This window comes from Roseofilum sp. KMC-1, assembly GCF_057802075.1.
Genome location: NZ_CM173605.1, coordinates 244,447 through 261,996, shown reverse-complemented (window position 1 = coordinate 261,996; position 17,550 = coordinate 244,447). Strand labels below are relative to the sequence as shown.

Genomic DNA, 17,550 nt, shown 5'->3' with positions numbered 1-17,550 from the left:
CAACTCTAATCCCCTAGTCCCGATCAATCCCTTTACTATCCTGACTTAGGGTCAGAAAACGTTTACTTCGTCTTTTATCTAGTCAACATTAGGCACATTTAATTGAGTTATGGCACGCGAAAAATTTCAACGGACAAAACCTCACGTCAATATTGGTACGATTGGTCATGTTGACCATGGTAAAACAACCCTGACGGCAGCGATTACCATGACTTTGGCAGCAAGTGGGAAAGCCAAAGCGAAGAACTATGAAGATATTGATGCTGCGCCCGAGGAGAAGGCGCGGGGGATTACCATCAATACGGCTCATGTGGAATATGAAACTGAGGAGCGGCACTATGCCCATGTGGACTGTCCTGGACATGCTGACTATGTGAAAAATATGATCACTGGGGCAGCACAAATGGATGGTGCGATTCTGGTGGTGTCTGCGGCTGATGGCCCCATGCCTCAAACCCGTGAGCATATCCTCTTGGCTCGTCAGGTGGGTGTTCCTAACTTGGTGGTCTTCTTGAATAAGAAGGATATGGTGGATGATGAGGAATTGTTAGAGCTGGTAGAGCTGGAAGTCCGCGAACTGCTCAGTGAGTATCAGTTTGATGGAGATAATATTCCTATTGTGGCTGGTTCGGCTCTACAAGCGGTCAATACAATGAAGGAAGACCCAAAGGCTCAAAAGGGTCAGAATGAATGGATTGATGCCATTTATCAATTAATGGATGAGGTAGATAGCTATATTCCGACTCCGGAGCGGGATGTGGATAAGCCCTTCTTGATGGCAGTGGAAGATGTGTTCACGATTACCGGTCGGGGAACAGTTGCCACGGGACGGATTGAGCGGGGCAAAATCAAAGTGGGTGAAGAGGTGGAATTAGTGGGAATTAAGGATACCCGCAAGACCACAGTCACCGGTGTAGAAATGTTTAAGAAGTCTCTGGAAGAAGGGGTGGCTGGTGATAATGCGGGTCTTCTGCTTCGTGGGATACAAAAAGCTGACGTTGAGCGTGGTATGGTATTGGCTAAATCCGGTTCGATCACGCCTCATACTCAATTTGAAGCGGAAGTTTATGTGCTGAAAGAAAAGGAAGGTGGCCGCCATACGCCCTTTTTCCCGAACTATCGTCCCCAGTTCTATGTACGGACAACGGATGTAACCGGTACGATTACATCCTTTACCGCAGATGATGGTAGTGCGGCAGAAATGGTGATGCCCGGTGACCGGATTAAAATGAATGTGGAATTGATCAATGCGATCGCCATTGAACAAGGAATGCGTTTTGCAATCCGTGAAGGGGGCCGTACCATTGGTGCGGGTGTGGTCTCTAAGATCCTGAAATAGCCGGGTCTAAGTCCTCCGTTCATCTCTGTTAAACCCTTCCCCCGGCGATCGCTAAATCCCCATGGGGAAGGGTTTATGTCTCAAAATGTTCACAGAACCTTGACAACTGTAAATAATCATGGCAACTCTACAACAACAAAAAATCCGTATTCGTCTGAAAGCGTTCGATCGCCGTCTCCTGGATACCTCCTGTGAAAAAATTGTCGATACCGCTAACCGCACCAACGCTACAGCAGTTGGCCCCATTCCCTTACCCACCAAGCGCCGCATCTACTGTATCCTGCGATCGCCCCATGTGGATAAAGACTCGCGGGAGCATTTTGAAACCCGTACCCACCGTCGGATCATTGATATTTACCAACCCTCCTCTAAAACCATTGATGCTTTGATGAAACTCGATCTGCCTGCTGGTGTAGACATCGAAGTGAAGCTTTAACCTCAAAAAGTTACCCATTCCCTGGTTAAGAATTGAGTCGCCACCTCAAAGGTTAGGTTTTTACAGCCTCGAACAATGCGATAGACTAAAAAGATGTTTCTGCTATTTTTAAGGTCTTTATTGAGAGTCCCCAGAACAGGAAAATAACCATGACATCTTCTTCATCGATCGCAGTACGAGAACTTCCTCTGTTCCCCTTACCAGAAGTGGTTCTCTTTCCAGGGAGACCCCTACCCCTGCATATCTTTGAGTTCCGGTATCGGATGATGATGAATACCGTACTTCAGATGGATAGTCGCTTTGGGGTGTTAATGTGGGACCCGCTCAAAAATGAAGCCGCTTCTGTCGGTTGCTGTGCGGAAATTGTTAATTATCAACGCTTACCCGATGACCGTATGAAGATCCTTACCTTGGGACAACAACGGTTTCGGGTTTTAGAATATGTACGAGAAAAACCCTATCGCGTAGGGTTAGTGGAGTGGATCGAAGATGAACCCACGGATCGAGATCTGAGATCCTTGAGCAGGAATGTGGAACAACTGCTTAAGGATGTGGTTCACCTGTCCTCTAAATTAACGGGCCAGGAGATTGAATTACCGGATAATATTCCCAATCTTCCCATTGAGTTATCCTACTGGGTGGCGAGTAATTTATATGGGGTGGCGGCTGAACAACAAGCCCTCTTAGAAATGCAAAGCACGGCCGAACGACTGGAGCGAGAAACGGAAATTCTTACTTCTACTCGTAATCATTTGGCGGCTCGCACGGTGCTAAAGGATACGTTTAAGGAATGAGGAAGGAATACACCTCAGACCTCATAGAAAGGCGGGATCTAAATATCAGTAACGGTATAGCTGCCAAAAATTTTTAAGACTTCTGTGTACTCTTCGAGTTGTTGAAGAGTCTGTTGGATACTGGGTTCTCTAGCATCAACTTCAATATCAATAAAAAATAAGTATTCGCCTAGCGATCGCTTGGTCGGACGGGATTCGATGCGGCTTAAGTTAATCCCTTGACGGGCAAATATTTCTAGGGGTTTAACCAGTACCCCTGGAATATTGGGTAGGCTAAAGGCGATGGAGGTATGGGTTTTGGGTGGGGAGGAAAAACTGAATTTTACCTCGCTCTCTGTAGAACTGATGGCCCAAAACCGAGTGCAGTTATCTGGATAGTCGTTAATGGGATAGGCTAATAGGGGGATTTGATAGAGTTTAGCGGCTCGTTGGGAGGCGATCGCCGCGATCGGTCGATCAGGCTCAAGATATTGAATAGACTCTGTAGTGGAGTTGGTCGGAATTAATTCAACTCCCGGTAAATGTTGCTCTAACCACTCTTGACATTGGGCTAGAGCTTGGGGGTGGGAATAGACGGTTTTAATGGCCGATAAGTCACCCATCTGAGAGAGTAAACCATGATAAATAGGTAAGACATAGGCTTGTTCGATTTCTAAACCCTGCAATTGCCATAGAGTATCTAGAGTCATGGGAACGCTTCCTTCAATGGAATTTTCTACCGGAGCGATCGCCAAATGTGCCTCTTCTTTAGCCACAGCCTGTAACGTTTGGGCAATACTGGGATAGGGACGCAATTCACTGTCATATCCTTGGGATTTAAGCTGCCCACTACAGGCGATCGCGGCCGCTTCAGAATAAGTCCCTCGTGGCCCCAGATAAGCAATCATCACCATAATCTCTTCTCCTTAGACCTTCTGCCAATATAGCTTAATTAGCAATTACCTATTACGATCGGCAGGATTTAATTGGGGTTGGGGAGTAGAATTATTTCTATCCCCAATCTTTGCTCCTTCCAAAAGTTCAATCAGCAATAGATCCATCTCCTCAAATGTATAGTTTTTCTGAAGTTCTGCTTGTAATTTTAGGCGGAAATTCTCCCCTAAACGCTCCTTCAGTTGCTGTTCCAGCATATCCGGTGCTTGGGTTTGTCCCTTCAGATAAGATTTACGGGGATTAAGCGTGAGCGCCTGAATAATTTGTTGGACTAATTTCTCGGCAATTTGATCCGGCAATCGGCGCACACCGGGGATTTTTTGCACACCCTGATACCAGCCCGACTTTTGCAGAGTTTTATCCACTTCATAGCGCAAAAAAGCTTCTAAATCAGGGGAAATTTCTGGCAGCACATTACAAGCCGTCACTTCCCAAACTCTGCTAGTAATACTGCCAAAACTGCGCTGTTTTTGTGGGATATTATCTATAGTAACTTCCCCTTCCGCATTGGCATCACGAGGAGTTTTAATAAAGGCTTTCTGAATTAAACCATCACTAATTTTACTTTGCAGTTGTCCAATCCCTCGGTTGACCACCACCTGAGCCAATTCTTGACCAAAACTGGCGATAAAATTTAAACCTAAATACTTTTGTACCGGCTCCAAATCAATTAAATCTGATTGATTGAAGCGAATCACTAGAGGAATTACGCGCAAGCCAGGAATCCAAGGTTGCAGCAAAAGTAAATCATAGGAACGAGCGCCGATCGCTATACCTAAACTGATATTTTTTTCTCGATAAAATCGGCATAAAACCTTAATCAAAAAATCAATCCAGTAAATTAATAAAAAAGGAAAATCTATCAGAACAAAACGATTTGCAAATGACCCAGTTTTATCCAGATGACGATAATACATAGACTCCACAGGAAAAAAGAGTTTATCTTTCATAAACGCAAAGGAATCACGCCAAGTATTTTCCTGGAAATTATCCAAAGACAAAAATTCATCAAAGGCTCCCTTAGAGGATAAATCAGCCCACAGCAACTCTGGGGCAATAAACTGGATAATCCTAGGATCGCGAAACCAATTGAGCCGAGATCGAACCATTTCGCGATTGGCTTGATTATCTGCACTATAAATGTGATTTTTCATAATCGATTTAACTTGATTAACTTTTCCAGATTTGTTAGTCGAATTAATCGCATATTGTTCATCGATCATCTGATAAGTTAAATTTCTTAAGACTTCTAACTGCGGCTCAACCAGCCCTGAATTTGGGCCGGCAAATTCTAAAATAGCTTTGAGTTGAACTACTTCTCGCACATACTCTTGCGCTCCTCGATCCGGTTCAATGCCCTTAATAATGTCATAATCGAGAACCGGTTCATAAAGCAGCAATAGGGGGCGAATCTTGATATTAAACTCTGTCCAATGACTTTCCCAACCCCGACGGGCAATAAAATCACGACTCCAAAATTGGGCGATCGCCGCATTTAAATCGGTTAAGCCTGTACTCTCGATAATACTTTCCTGTATCTGATGCAAATGACTATCTTTACCCAATAACCGAAAGGGGGGATTCTCGACTAAAATATCAAGACTTTGGGCTTGGACTTGGGAGAGCAAAGACTGCACCTCTAAAGACTCTAAACCTTGACTGCTGATAGCCTCATTCAAACCCTCCACCAAAGCTACATAATCTTCTTGGGGGGTATTTTTCAACTCAAAAACCTTCCAATTAATCCATAAATGCTGATTGCGAGATTTGACATAGGTGACATCAAACAAAACTAAGCCCACATTGAGTAAGATAATGAGGGCGATCGCTCGTTCATACCACAGACGTAAAGGACGTAAAGACCGGCGCATAGTCATTCCAAGTTTCCCTCTAGTGATAAAATGACAAGAGATTAAGGGGTGGGTATTTTCTCCCAAAACTCAAGGTGAAGCCGCCCCGAAAACTCCACAATAATTGCATGTCCTCTATTTCCTGATACCCTTAGATTCATGGTAGATTCTGCTCCAACAACCCCCTCCGATTCTCTCAGTTGGCCCGATTTACTGCAACAACTGATGGATAAACAATCCCTCTCTCGCTTTCAAGCGATGAAACTGATGCAGGGATGGCTCAATGAAGAAATTCCCCCCGTTCTGTCTGGAGCCATTTTAACCGCCATTCAAGCCAAGGGAGTCGCCCCCACCGAATTAGCCGGGATGGCGCAAGTGCTGCAAGCTCAAGCCGCGAGTCCTTCACAAGCGCTCCTGCACACGGAGCCGGTGATTGATACCTGTGGCACAGGGGGCGATGGTGCATCCACCTTTAATATCTCGACGGCAGTGGCGTTTGTTGCCGCCGCAGCCGGGGTAAAAGTGGCAAAACACGGAAATCGGTCAGCGTCGAGTAAAGTGGGTTCTGCGGATGTTTTGGAGGCTCTGGGAGTCAACCTGAAAGCGTCCCCCGATGCTATTTCTGCCGCCTTGGGTGAGGTAGGAATTACGTTCTTGTTTGCTCCGGGTTGGCATCCGGCAATGAAGGCGGTTGTGCCGATTCGCAAAACCTTGAAAATGCGGACGGTATTTAATTTATTGGGGCCGTTGGTGAATCCCCTTAAACCCACAGGGCAGGTAATGGGAGTTTATGATGGTCAGTTAGTACCTATTGTGGCTGAAGCGATGGAGCAACTCGGCGTTCAACGAGCAATTGTTTTACATGGACGAGAAGGGTTAGATGAAGCAGGGTTAGGGGATAGAACAGATTTAGGGATCGTGGAGAAAGATAGCACAACATCAGTAGAAATTAATCCTGAAGATTTAGCGCTCTCCCCTGCGCCTATCTCCGAATTACGAGGTGGTGAAATCGAAGAAAATACAACCATCTTGCGTAATGTTCTCCAAGGAAAGGGAACCCGTGCCCAGCAAGAAGTGGTTGCCCTCAATGCCTCCTTTGCCCTGCAAGTGGGTGAAGTGACTCCTTGGGGAGAGCATCGTCAAGGCATTGATAAAGCCTTGGAAATCCTCAATAGTGGTGCAGCCTGGGATAAATTGCAGGAGTTGGTCAACTTCCTCAAAGAGGCTTAGGGGTTGCCCTCACCCCCAACCCCATCTCCCAGGGGCAAGGGGGTTTAGGTTTTAGTTAAGTAATGAGTAAATCCCCTCAATAATGGGAGAAGAAACGTTAAGCTAGACCATTGTCCAATGTCATACCCAACTATGCAAACCCTCGATCAGAGTATTTCCCAACACCAACCTGATGCTGATTTTCCAGGCGATTCCCTCTTAGAAATTGCGGGTAAAACCTTTCACTCTCGCCTGATGACTGGCACAGGCAAATATCGCTCCTTTGAAGAGATGCAACAGAGCATTGTGGCTAGTGGTTGCCAAATTGTAACTGTAGCAGTGCGTCGGGTGCAAACCAAAGCACCGGGCCATGAAGGATTAGCTGAAGCCATTGATTGGCAAAAGATTTGGATGTTACCCAATACTGCTGGATGTCAAACCGCAGAAGATGCTGTGCGGGTGGCTCGACTGGGCCGGGAAATGGCAAAATTACTGGGTCAGGAAGATAATAATTTTATCAAGTTAGAAGTGATTCCCGATCCTAAATATTTGCTGCCCGATCCGATTGGGACTTTAGAAGCGGCCGAGCAATTGGTGAAAGAAGGATTCGCGGTTTTACCCTATATTAATGCTGATCCTTTGCTGGCAAAGCGTTTGGAAGAAGCGGGTTGTGCAACGGTGATGCCTTTGGGGTCTCCGATTGGTTCCGGACAGGGGATTAGGAATGCGGCTAATATTGGCATTATTATCGAGAATGCGAATATACCGGTGGTGGTTGATGCGGGTATCGGTACGCCTTCAGAAGCGGCAACCGCGATGGAAATGGGAGCGGATGCTTTATTGATTAATACGGCGATCGCCCAATCCCAGAATCCGGCTGCTATGGCTCGTGCTTTCCGCTTGGCAACTGAGGCGGGACGACTGGCAACCGTTGCGGGTAGAATTCCTATCAAGGCCTATGCTAGTGCCAGCTCTCCCCTGACGGGTACAATCAATTAAACCTTTTAAGGTTAACCCATACCCATTAACCGGATTTGATATGACAATTAACAATTAACAATTAACAATTAAATATCAAGTCCGGTTATTCATGTCCGCGAAGCAGAGCGTCATCAATGGCTGGATGAAATGAGTATGGATGATATCCTCGCGGATATTCACCAGCGTCAAAAACAGTCTCTTTCCGATACTCAATCGGATTAAACTATAGTGCTAAACCCTAGAGAAGAAGGAAGAGAGCGATCGCCTCTACAATTAGATGCAAGTGATCGGACTTCTGTGGCGATCGCCCGCCACCCATTCAAAGGGGATAAGATATGATCGGGATCGTGGGGAATGGGGGTTTGCAGATCTCCAGAAAGGGTACTCATGGTCATCGCTTGGTTCAGTTTTGGATAGTTATCACCAATTCTGTCATTCTCAAGCCAGGGAAGCAATACGTGAGTAATGAGTACAGACTTCAGTGGAGCCAACCTCATTAGAGCCGACCTCAGTGGAGCCAACCTCAGTGGAGCCAACCTCAGTGGAGCTAACCTCAATCGAGCTAACTTTCGTACAGATAAACCATTAGGAGAAGTCTTAACCCCTGAGCAAGTTAAATCGGCTTGTTGTTGGCAAAGAGCAGAATTTAATCCGCAATTCTGGGAAGAGTTGAAGGCATCTCCTGACCCCCAAGAGCCACCTGATTGTAGTCGTTCTAGATGATTCATTTAGATATGGCTCTAGAGTTGTGTTGCGATCGAATACCATCCGTTAGAAATTAGAATCAAGCCTTTATAGAGGTGTCAACTGTGACCAATCAAGAGTTACTCAGTGAATTTTTCTCTCTACCTCCCAAAGCACAGACTCAAGTTGTAAGGCTGATAGCTTTTTTGAAGGAGAAGTACACCAACTCTGACTCTAGCTCTTCATCACTGGCTCGATGAAATGAGTATGGATGATATCCTCGCGGATATTCACCAGCGTCAAAAACAGTCTCTTTCCGATACTCAATCGGATTAAACTATAGTGCTAAATCCTAGAGAAGAAGGAAGAGAGCGATCGCCTCTACAATCAGATGCAAGTGATCGGACTTCTGTGGCGATCGCATCCACAAAATTTACTGAATTATGAGGAAGTCATCTAGTGAACTATCGCATCTATATGGATGTTTGCTGTCTGCATCGCCCTTTTGACGATCGCTCGCAACAGAGAATTCAACTTGAAACCGAGGCAATTGAGCAAATTGCCTTGGGATGTTTATCAGGGGACTTTATGTTAATCAGTAGTACAGCTATAGAGTCTGAAATTCATCAAAATCCCAACCCCAATCAGGCTGAACAAGTAATACAGTCTTTATCAATTGCCCAAGATAAGATATTAGTGACTGATAGTGTGGTTAGTCGTGCCACAGACTTAGTTGCACTAGGGTTTAAAGCTTATGATGCCTTACATATTGCTTGCGCTGAACAGGGTAATGTTGATATTTTCTTAACGACTGACGATCGCCTCATCAAAAAAGCGATAAAATACGAAGAAGTTCTCAGGGTAAAAGTTGCTAACCCTGTGATTTGGTTAATGAATGTTGAAACCTCAAGAGGCCAATAATAGTATGACTCCAGTTGAACTTGCTAGAAAAGGCTTTAAGGTATTAGTCGATAACCTGGGTTATGTGGATTCCGTAAAATTTTTGAGACTCTTTGACTCAGGCCATGGAGATTACACCGCAGAGCGTCATCAATGGCTCGATGAAATGAGTATGGATGATATCCTCGCGGATATTCACCAGCGTCAAAAACAGTCTCTTTCCGATACTCAATCGGATTAAACTATAGTGCTAAACCCTAGAGAAGAAGGAAGAGAGCGATCGCCTCTACAATTAGATAGATGATCGCGATCGCTCTCTTTGGCAGGATATCGGTTGTTTACCCCCCCATTCCCCCATTCCCCCATTCCCCCACAGAGGGCGCAAAGCCCTATAACAATGAGCTTCAAACCCTTGCCTCTCTATGGCTTCATTTTACTGGGATTCCTCACCGGAAGGCCAACCCTGGGTCAAACCCTCCCCAGCTCTCCCCTGAACCTTCCGCAAACCCTCCAGTTAACTATCAATGGAGTCAGTTCCTTCAGAAATATCAATCTTTACCATCGCCTCCTTACCCTTGATTCCCCGCAAACCTTCACCGATCCCAGTCAATTGATTACCGTGGGTTGTTCGGAAGATGAAGGTAATGTTTTTGTCGTCAAAGGACGAGGAGGATTACCGGAAGACCCGACCCAAACCTTAAGCACGGCTACCATTTGGTCAGATTTACGACCCCATTTACAGACAGAAGATCGACGCGATCGTTCTTTTCAGCCACAACCAACCCTTGTAGGAGCCAGAAGATGGATCGTGAATCAGCGCGGCAATATAGAATTAGTAGCAGATCTTCCTTCTCCTCCCGCTCAATTCGGTATACTGTCTCAGCCTTGTCCACATTAATGAGTAATGGGTAATGGGTAATGGGTAATGGGGCAACCGCAATAACTAGGAGCAAGGGAGCAAGAAATGCTATATTCGGGATACAAAAACCGTTGGGTACGCTTCTTATGGAGCGCTTTAATCGCCCTAACCGTTGCTCTGTTCGTTGGCATGGGAGTGCCAGCAGTAGGGAAGGAGCCATGGAGAGCATTCTTGGTGACTGCTGAGACGACTGATTTAATCGACCAGGGCCGTCAATGGTATCAAAAACAGGAGTATGAAGAGGCGATCGCCCTTTGGCAACAAGCTCTAACCCAATTTCAGCGTAGCAATGAAACAGCCCAACAAGCGCTCACTCTGAGTTATCTCGCCCTCGCCGATCAACATTTGGGCAACTGGGAGAGCGCTAAACAGAGCATGGATAGCGCCCTGAACCTCTTAGAGCGATTACCCTCAGAAGTTCATATTCTTGCCCAAGTTCTCAATACCCAAGGACAACTTTATTACAGTCAAGGTCAACTGGAAGCGGCTCTATCATCTTGGGAAAATGCGGAACAAGCCTATCAGCAAGCCGGAGATCCCGAAGGAGTCACCGGTAGCCAACTGAATCAAGCTTCGGTGCTGCAACGGTTAGGGTTGAATGAGCGATCGCAAGAAGTCCTCAATGCTCTGATCCAACGCTTAGAAAATCAACCCCATAGTCTCCTCAAAGTGCAAGCCTTGAGAACATTGGGGGTGAGTTTCCATCTAGCGGCACAGTGGCGAAAGGCACAAGAATTACTGGAAGTTAGCTTAACTCTGAGTCAGACGCTGAACGCTCCTTCAGAAATAGGCCAGAACTTATTGAGTCTGGGAAATCTAGCCAAAGATCGCCATCATCCAGAAGCGGCCCTAGACTATTATCAACAGGCGATCGCCACAACCCCAGACAATCTCCTGCTCCAAGTGCAAGCGAACGCCAACCTTCTGCGACTTCACCTCGAACAACAAGCCTTTGCCGACGCTCTAGAACTCATTCCCCCCTTAAAAACCGCTCTCCCCCAACTCCCCCTGAGCCACAGTAGCATTTACGCCCATCTCAATGTAGCCGAAAGCCTCTTGAGACTCTTTCGCCTGCAACCCCAACTCGACCCCACCCTCCTAGAAACAGCAACTCAACTCACCGAACTGGCCAAAGAACAGAGCATTACCCTTAAAGATCTTAGGGCACAAGCTTGGGCTACCTTGCAACTAGGTAAAATTTATGCCCAAAATCAACAACTCGACAGGGCCCTAGAACTGACTCAAGAAGCCCTATTTATGGCCCAAAAAATCAGAGCGGCTGACTTACAAGCCAGAGCCAGTTGGCAACAAGGACAACTACTGGTGCAACAAGAAGATCGAGATTCTGCCCTAATTGCCTATCGCTCGGCAGTGAATACCCTAGAGTCAATTCGGGGCGATGTAGTAGCAACAAACCCGGACATGCAATTTTCTTTTAGGGAAGATATCGATCCGGCTTATCGAGGATTAATTGGTCTGTTGTTGCAAACCCATGAAGAAAATCCGAACCGCGTGCAAGAAGCTCGTCAAACCCTAGAAGCTCTGCAACTGGCAGAATTAGATCATTTTTTCCGCGAAGCCTGTCGAGCCAATCGACCGAAACCCATTGATAAAATTGACCCGAAAGCCGCCGTTATTTATCCGATTATTTTACCCGATCGCCTGGAAGTGATTGTCACTCTGCCGGGAGATATCGAACAACACTATTCTACCCCCATTCCCCAGCCAGAATTAGAGGCCCATTTGCACCAAATGCGCCAATCTCTGCATCCTGCCTATTCCAATCAAGAACGGCTCAAACTCTATCAACAGGCTTACCATTGGCTGGTTGAACCCGCAGAAAATGCCTTAAAACAACAGAAGATTGAAACCCTAGTCTTTGTTCTCGATAGTCAGTTGCAAAATGTGCCCATGGCTGCGCTCTATGATGGAGAACACTATTTAGTAGAAAAATATGCGATCGCCCTAACGAAAAGCTTGCAACTGATCCAATCTCCTCCCTTAGAGCCAGAAAAATTACAAGCCTTGACTGCTGGACTCAGTGAAGCTCGCCAGGGATTTCGTCCCCTTCCCGGTGTCGCTGCGGAAGTGGCACAAATTGGTCATCAGATTAAAACTCGCGTGTTGCTGGATCGGACATTTACGGCGGAAGAATTGAAAAAGGCCATTCAAGAAACACCTTTTCCCATCATCCATTTAGCCACCCATGGGCAGTTTAGCTCTGATGCAGAGGGTACATTTATCTTAACTTGGGATAGTCGGATTAATGTGCGGGATCTTGACACTTTAGTGCGATCGCGATCGCAACCCTTGCAAAACCCCATCGAATTACTCGTCCTCAGTGCCTGCAAAACAGCACAAGGAGACGAGCGAGCCATTTTAGGATTAGCTGGGGTTGCCCTGCGATCTGGAGCTAGAAGTACCCTAGCCACACTCTGGGCCGTTCGAGACCAATCTACCGCCCTATTTATGGTTGACTTTTACCAACACCTGAATCAACCCGGTATGAGCAAAGCTAAAGCACTACAACAAGCTCAAATTAACCTCTTGCAGAGTAAATACCGTCATCCCATTTACTGGGCCCCCTTCGTCATGGTCGGCAATTGGCTTTAATCCCATCCTCAAACATTGATTTGTGGCTCTAATTGTATTGTAGAGAGCGATCGCATTTTATCCCCTTCTTTTTCCTCCTCTCTTCTAACACCCCATACCACTCTGGTACACAAGGAAATCTCAGAATATGATTAACAACAAGGAGAACAACCCGACGATTTCTCCTAAAACTCAACTGATGAGGAACACGACATGAAGGCTTCAGAATTATTAGAACGCTATCGCGCAGGAGAACGGAAATTTTTCCGAGTCAATTTAGCCAACGCAGACTTGCGCCAAGCCAACCTCTGCGAAATTAACCTCACCCAAGCGAATCTTGTTAAAGTGAATTTGACAGGAGCAACCCTAGGGGGAGCCACTTTTAGTCAAGCCTTTATGAATCAAGTCACCCTGACAGGAGCCAATTTAATTGGGGCAAACTTGGAAGAAACCTGTTTACATGAAGCTTTCTTGAGCGATACTAATCTCCAAGGAGCCAACTTGCAAGGCGCAAATTTGAGTGACAGCAATCTCAATGACTCGATTTTAAACCATGCTAATTTACGCGGCGCTTGTTTGAGTCGAGCTAAACTGATCAATGCTTCCATGCACCATGCCATTCTGGAATATGCTAATTTAAGCTACGCTATCCTCAATGGGGCGATGCTCCAGCAGGCAAAGTTAGGCCATAGCATCTTAGCCCAATGTACGTTAGAAAATGCTGATTTGAAACAGGCTGATCTCAGTCAGGCTAATCTGATGGGAGCCTCTCTACGTCGGGCAATTTTGCGAGAGGCGAGTTTGCGATCGAGTAATTTAATGGGGGTTTCTTTTCGTTCGGCGGATCTGCACCGAGCAACCCTCTATCGCGCTCAACTGTCTTGGACGAACTTCACTCAAGCAGATTTAAGTGAAGCAGTGTTAATGGATACCGATTTTAGCTTATCCAATCTATCGGAGGCGAATTTAGAGGGAGCATCGGTGACGGGCGCTCAGTTTCCCAAAGGTTTTGAACTTGAACCGACTTAGGCAATACCGAGAACTTGGGTGAGAAAAGCCCATTTATCGGCAATTTCTTGGATTTGTTTGCTGGTGGGTTTTCCCGCACCATGTCCTGCTTTGGTTTCAATGCGGATCAAGACTGGGGACGCTCCTTGATGGGCAGCTTGTAAGGTAGCAGCAAATTTGAAACTGTGGGAAGGAACCACGCGATCGTCGCGATCGCTAGTTGTAATTAGGGTAGCAGGATAAGTGGTTCCGGGTTTCAAGTTATGCAAGGGGGAATAGCGATAGAGCATTTCAAAGTCTTCGGGATTATCGGCACACCCATATTCATCGCACCAAGCCCAGCCAATGGTAAATTTATGGAATCGCAGCATATCGAGGACACCGACGGCAGGAAGGGCAGCACCAAATAAGTCGGGGCGTTGAGTCAGACAAGCACCAACTAATAAGCCGCCATTACTACCACCGGCGATCGCCAATTTCTGAGAACAAGTATACTTTTGTTCAATTAACCATTCCGCCCCCGCTATAAAATCATCAAACACATTTTGCTTATTATGTTTCATCCCCCCTTGATGCCAATCCTCGCCATATTCTCCCCCACCCCGTAAATTGGGAACCGCATAAACTCCCCCCAGTTCCATCCACACCAAATGACTGACAGAAAAACCAGGAGTCAGGGAAACACTAAAGCCCCCATAGCCATAGAGTAAGGTGGGATTCGAGCCATCTAGCTTAATCCCCTTCTTATGGGTAATAAATAGGGGAATTTTTGTCCCATCTTTGCTTGGATAAAAAACTTGCTTGCTTTCATACTCATCCGGATTAAAATTCACCTCTGGTTTTTGGTACAAGGTGCTTTCGCCCGTAAGAAAGTCATAGCGATAAATCCTAGTGGGGGTAGTATAGCTCGTAAAGCTATAGAAGGTTTCGGTATCTTTGGGTTTACCATTAAACCCACTCACAGAACCTAAACCAGGCAAAGTCAAGGTTTTAAGATGCTCTCCTTCTAAACTATAAAGGCTAACTTGGGAATGGGCATCTTGCATGGATTGAACCACAAATTGATGATTGAGCAGACTCACTTGGCTAATCACATCATTGGATTCGGGAATAATTTCTCGCCAATGCTCTTTTTCTGGATGGTTCAGATCGATGGCAATGACACGCCACTTGGGAGCGTGCAAATTGGTTTTAAACCAGAAGGTTGAGTCTTGATTCCCAATCAGTTGATAACTGGCTTCAAATTCAGAGATTAATTCGATAATGGGGCTGTTATCTTGACTTAAATCTTGATAAAATACCAGATTTTTGAGTTCCGTAGAACGCCAAACTCCTATCAGTAAATATTGTCCATCTTCAGTAATTTGGGGAGAAAAGCCCCACTCTTTTTGATCGGGACGCTCATAGATTAGCCGATCTTCGGACTGGAGATTACCTAGACGATGATAATAGAGTTTTTCGTAATAGTTTTGTTCTTGATATTCTTTTCCTTCTTGGGGTTCGGCGTAGCGGTTATAATAGAATCCTTGATTGTCTTTTGACCAAGTAACGCTAGAAAATTTGATCCATTTTAAGCGATCGCCCAGATCTTGTTGAGTTTCAATCTGTCTGACTTTCCATTCTTGCCAATCGGAACCCGATTGGGATAAGCCATAGGCAAGATATTCCCCATTCTCAGAAATAGCTATTCTGGAGAGGGCAATGGTTCCGTCTTCTGATAATCTGTTGGGATCGAGTAAGATTTGCGGGTCTGAATCTGGTTCTTTTCGGGAGTAGAGAACGGATTGATTTTGTAGGCCGGAATTCTTAAAATAAAAGAGGCGATCGCCTTGTTTAGAAGGAATACCATATTTCTCATAATTCCAAAGTTCTTCAAGACGCGCTCTCAGGGGTTCTCTGGTGGAAATTTGCTCTAAAAAGGCAAAGGTTACTTGATTTTGAGCTTCAACCCATGCTTGGGTTTCTGCTGATTCTAAATCTTCTAGCCATCGATAGGGATCGGATATGGATGTGCCATGGTAATCATCCACTTGATCCACTCGATGACTTTGGGGATATACAAACTCTGGAGAGAACTCAGGCATCAAAAAATACTCCATTAGAGGTGGGGAGAGCATCTATACTCAAACATCCAGATTACGGACGGTCGATCTTGATTGTATAGCAAATTTTACTTTATATCGATCATTTTATTCATTAATCGATATATAGCAACTATGCCATATAAAGAAACAAAGATAAATATAAATTCAAAAAAATATAAAAAACTCTTCCAAATCTGAGAAAATTTGATAAAATTTAACATAACAACTGTCTATACCATTCATTATTAACAGCCAAGCCCATGTCTAAAGACTTTTTCCTCTCCCCTGACGATGCCAAAACCTTTGGCGATATCGATTTCATGCGTAGAAAGCAGCGAGTCAAACACACCTATCCCAAAGGCAAGCGGCCTGCTGATGTGATCGAAGCGTCTTCTATGGAGATGCAAATCCGCACTGAAGGTCAAATCATGCGCTCCATGTCTGCGGTTCCTGAGCCTCAAGTGAGCAGTCAACCCTCAGAACCGATTCCGGTGCGTCGTGCGACCAATACCAACACGGGAAGTTTAGACTTCCTGAAAATGGCTAAGGGCATCAAGAAGAAATAAGCGGATCGTGCTTGTCGGTCTTAGATCTGTCTAAACCCTGTTCCTCTAAGAGTGCTTCACTTGATATTGGGTGAAGCACTTTTTTTTATGGCATAGTTTACCCACTACCGGCATATCGTGGCAGAGCTGAACGAGAAAGTGTCAAGTTTTGTTAAGCTAAGAGAAATCCTACCTGAATTGAAGAAAATCATGGATCTATCTACTATTCAAGAAAAAGTGACCCTCCTGGAGAGTAAACGGGAAGCCTTAGTACAGTTGCTAGAGCAACCGAATTTAGGCAGTCTGCGGTTAGATGTGAATCAAGCTTTAGAAGAAATGGATGACCTGATTGAGGAATTTAAGCAAACCTTTCCTCCTTCATCGAGCGATCGCCCCTAATCTAAGTCAAGACCAACCTTAGTTACAATAGATCAATGATGATTCACGACCTTTAGCTTCCTTAAGATACAGACCTTATGAGTTCTAGTGTTCTGGTAGAAAAGATAAAACTCGATCGCCCCCCACTCGATATCCATACCCTGGGAGATCGCGTTCTGCGGACGAATGCCAAACGGATCTCAAAAGTGGATGAGAGCATCCGCCAATTGGCTAAAGAAATGTTGCAAACCATGTATAGTGCCGATGGCATTGGTTTAGCAGCACCGCAAGTGGCGATCGCCAAACAACTGGTCGTGATTGACTGCGATCCAGAAGAGGCGGCCAACATTCCCCTCATCTTAATCAATCCCACCATTAAATCCTACGGTCGTGAAATCTGTACCTATCAAGAAGGATGCCTCAGTGTTCCCGGTGTCTATATGGATGTGCAGCGACCGGATATCATCCAAGTGAGCTACAAAGACGAGTATGGGCGACCGAAAACTCTAAAAGCTGATGGTCTCCTATCCCGTGCTATTCAGCATGAACTCGATCATCTTCAGGGAGTGATGTTTGTAGACCGGGTAGAAAATGGGATCGCCCTAAATGAAGAACTGAAAAAATTTGGCTTTTCCAGCCAAGATGTTAAACCTTACTCCTAGGAACAATTCATGGCTTTAACTCCCAAAAGTGGCTTACTCTTAGCTCTGTGCTGTATTGCGGCGATCGCCGCCACCGGCTGTATCTTTGAACTCTCCTCTGGCACACCCGACCTAGGAGTGACCACTACTAGCATTATCCTAGCGATCAGTATCCCCGTCACCGGCTGGTCTTTTTTTGCGGCCGTTCAGGATGCCAACAGCAATAATAATTAATAATAATAATTATTATTAATTAT

General features: G+C 45.5%; 19 protein-coding genes. 15 read left to right on the top strand and 4 right to left on the bottom strand.

The window, feature by feature from the left end; translation table 11 throughout:
* Positions 1–109 precede the first annotated feature (109 nt).
* From tuf to AC3FZD_RS01260, 3 genes are all read left to right on the top strand, one after another.
* A complete protein-coding gene (gene tuf, locus AC3FZD_RS01270) occupies positions 110–1,339 on the top strand; it encodes an elongation factor Tu (RefSeq protein ID WP_488738390.1) in 1,230 nt (409 codons plus the stop codon).
* 118 nt (positions 1,340–1,457) lie between these two features.
* A complete protein-coding gene (gene rpsJ, locus AC3FZD_RS01265; RefSeq protein WP_271936222.1) occupies positions 1,458–1,775 on the top strand; it encodes a 30S ribosomal protein S10 in 318 nt (105 codons plus the stop codon).
* A 149-nt stretch (positions 1,776–1,924) separates the two neighbouring features.
* Entirely contained in the window at positions 1,925–2,569 is a 645-nt protein-coding gene (locus AC3FZD_RS01260) for an LON peptidase substrate-binding domain-containing protein (protein ID WP_488738389.1), read from the top strand.
* Positions 2,570–2,607: 38 nt separating this feature from the next.
* Here AC3FZD_RS01260 and pheA read toward each other — a convergent pair whose 3' ends face one another.
* Both pheA and AC3FZD_RS01250 read right to left on the bottom strand, forming a co-directional pair.
* Entirely contained in the window at positions 2,608–3,465 is an 858-nt protein-coding gene (gene pheA, locus AC3FZD_RS01255; RefSeq protein ID WP_488740422.1) for a prephenate dehydratase, read from the bottom strand.
* Positions 3,466–3,507: 42 nt separating this feature from the next.
* The gene (locus AC3FZD_RS01250; protein ID WP_488738388.1) at positions 3,508–5,379 is read right to left on the bottom strand and encodes a hypothetical protein; all 1,872 of its coding nucleotides are present in this window, start codon (positions 5,377–5,379) and stop codon (positions 3,508–3,510) included.
* Between the two features lie 132 nt (positions 5,380–5,511).
* Between AC3FZD_RS01250 and trpD the strand changes: the two genes are divergently transcribed.
* Positions 5,512–6,582 carry an anthranilate phosphoribosyltransferase gene (trpD, locus tag AC3FZD_RS01245; RefSeq protein WP_488738387.1) on the top strand — a complete coding sequence of 357 codons (1,071 nt, stop codon included), beginning with the start codon at positions 5,512–5,514 and terminating at the stop codon, positions 6,580–6,582.
* A gap of 132 nt (positions 6,583–6,714) precedes the next feature.
* Positions 6,715–7,560: a thiazole synthase gene (locus AC3FZD_RS01240; protein WP_488740421.1), complete on the top strand. Its 846-nt coding sequence runs from the start codon at positions 6,715–6,717 to the stop codon at positions 7,558–7,560.
* 200 nt (positions 7,561–7,760) lie between these two features.
* Here the strand turns inward: AC3FZD_RS01240 and AC3FZD_RS01235 are convergent, their stop codons facing one another.
* The gene (locus AC3FZD_RS01235) at positions 7,761–7,931 is read right to left on the bottom strand and encodes a hypothetical protein (protein ID WP_488738386.1); all 171 of its coding nucleotides are present in this window, start codon (positions 7,929–7,931) and stop codon (positions 7,761–7,763) included.
* Between the two features lie 76 nt (positions 7,932–8,007).
* Between AC3FZD_RS01235 and AC3FZD_RS01230 the strand changes: the two genes are divergently transcribed.
* The 6 genes from AC3FZD_RS01230 (at position 8,008) to AC3FZD_RS01205 (ending at position 13,666) form a co-directional block, all read left to right on the top strand.
* Complete coding sequence (locus AC3FZD_RS01230; RefSeq protein ID WP_488738385.1) at positions 8,008–8,265, top strand: pentapeptide repeat-containing protein; 258 nt, start codon at positions 8,008–8,010, stop codon at positions 8,263–8,265.
* Between the two features lie 420 nt (positions 8,266–8,685).
* On the top strand, positions 8,686–9,147 hold the full coding sequence (locus AC3FZD_RS01225) for a type II toxin-antitoxin system VapC family toxin (RefSeq protein WP_488738384.1): 462 nt from the start codon (positions 8,686–8,688) through the stop codon (positions 9,145–9,147).
* Positions 9,148–9,151: 4 nt separating this feature from the next.
* Positions 9,152–9,367, top strand: a complete 216-nt coding sequence (locus tag AC3FZD_RS01220) for a hypothetical protein (RefSeq protein WP_488738383.1) — start codon at positions 9,152–9,154, stop codon at positions 9,365–9,367.
* A 156-nt stretch (positions 9,368–9,523) separates the two neighbouring features.
* Complete coding sequence (locus AC3FZD_RS01215) at positions 9,524–10,024, top strand: hypothetical protein (protein ID WP_488738382.1); 501 nt, start codon at positions 9,524–9,526, stop codon at positions 10,022–10,024.
* 66 nt (positions 10,025–10,090) lie between these two features.
* The gene (locus AC3FZD_RS01210; RefSeq protein WP_488738381.1) at positions 10,091–12,658 is read left to right on the top strand and encodes a CHAT domain-containing protein; all 2,568 of its coding nucleotides are present in this window, start codon (positions 10,091–10,093) and stop codon (positions 12,656–12,658) included.
* Between the two features lie 192 nt (positions 12,659–12,850).
* Positions 12,851–13,666 (top strand): pentapeptide repeat-containing protein, encoded by an 816-nt coding sequence (locus tag AC3FZD_RS01205; protein ID WP_488738380.1) that lies wholly within the window; start codon positions 12,851–12,853, stop codon positions 13,664–13,666.
* Here the strand turns inward: AC3FZD_RS01205 and AC3FZD_RS01200 are convergent.
* Positions 13,663–15,729, bottom strand: coding sequence for a prolyl oligopeptidase family serine peptidase (locus AC3FZD_RS01200; protein WP_488738379.1), 2,067 nt, complete (start codon positions 15,727–15,729; stop codon positions 13,663–13,665). The genes AC3FZD_RS01205 and AC3FZD_RS01200 overlap by 4 nt on opposite strands.
* A 260-nt stretch (positions 15,730–15,989) precedes the next feature.
* Here AC3FZD_RS01200 and AC3FZD_RS01195 point away from each other — a divergent pair, with 260 nt between their 5' ends.
* The 4 genes from AC3FZD_RS01195 (at position 15,990) to AC3FZD_RS01180 (ending at position 17,527) form a co-directional block, all read left to right on the top strand.
* Positions 15,990–16,295, top strand: coding sequence for a hypothetical protein (locus AC3FZD_RS01195; protein WP_488738378.1), 306 nt, complete (start codon positions 15,990–15,992; stop codon positions 16,293–16,295).
* A gap of 189 nt (positions 16,296–16,484) precedes the next feature.
* Positions 16,485–16,673 (top strand): hypothetical protein, encoded by a 189-nt coding sequence (locus tag AC3FZD_RS01190; RefSeq protein WP_488738377.1) that lies wholly within the window; start codon positions 16,485–16,487, stop codon positions 16,671–16,673.
* Positions 16,674–16,750: 77 nt separating this feature from the next.
* Positions 16,751–17,314, top strand: a complete 564-nt coding sequence (def, locus tag AC3FZD_RS01185; protein ID WP_488738376.1) for a peptide deformylase — start codon at positions 16,751–16,753, stop codon at positions 17,312–17,314.
* 9 nt (positions 17,315–17,323) lie between these two features.
* Positions 17,324–17,527: a hypothetical protein gene (locus AC3FZD_RS01180; RefSeq protein ID WP_488738375.1), complete on the top strand. Its 204-nt coding sequence runs from the start codon at positions 17,324–17,326 to the stop codon at positions 17,525–17,527.
* Positions 17,528–17,550 lie beyond the last annotated feature (23 nt).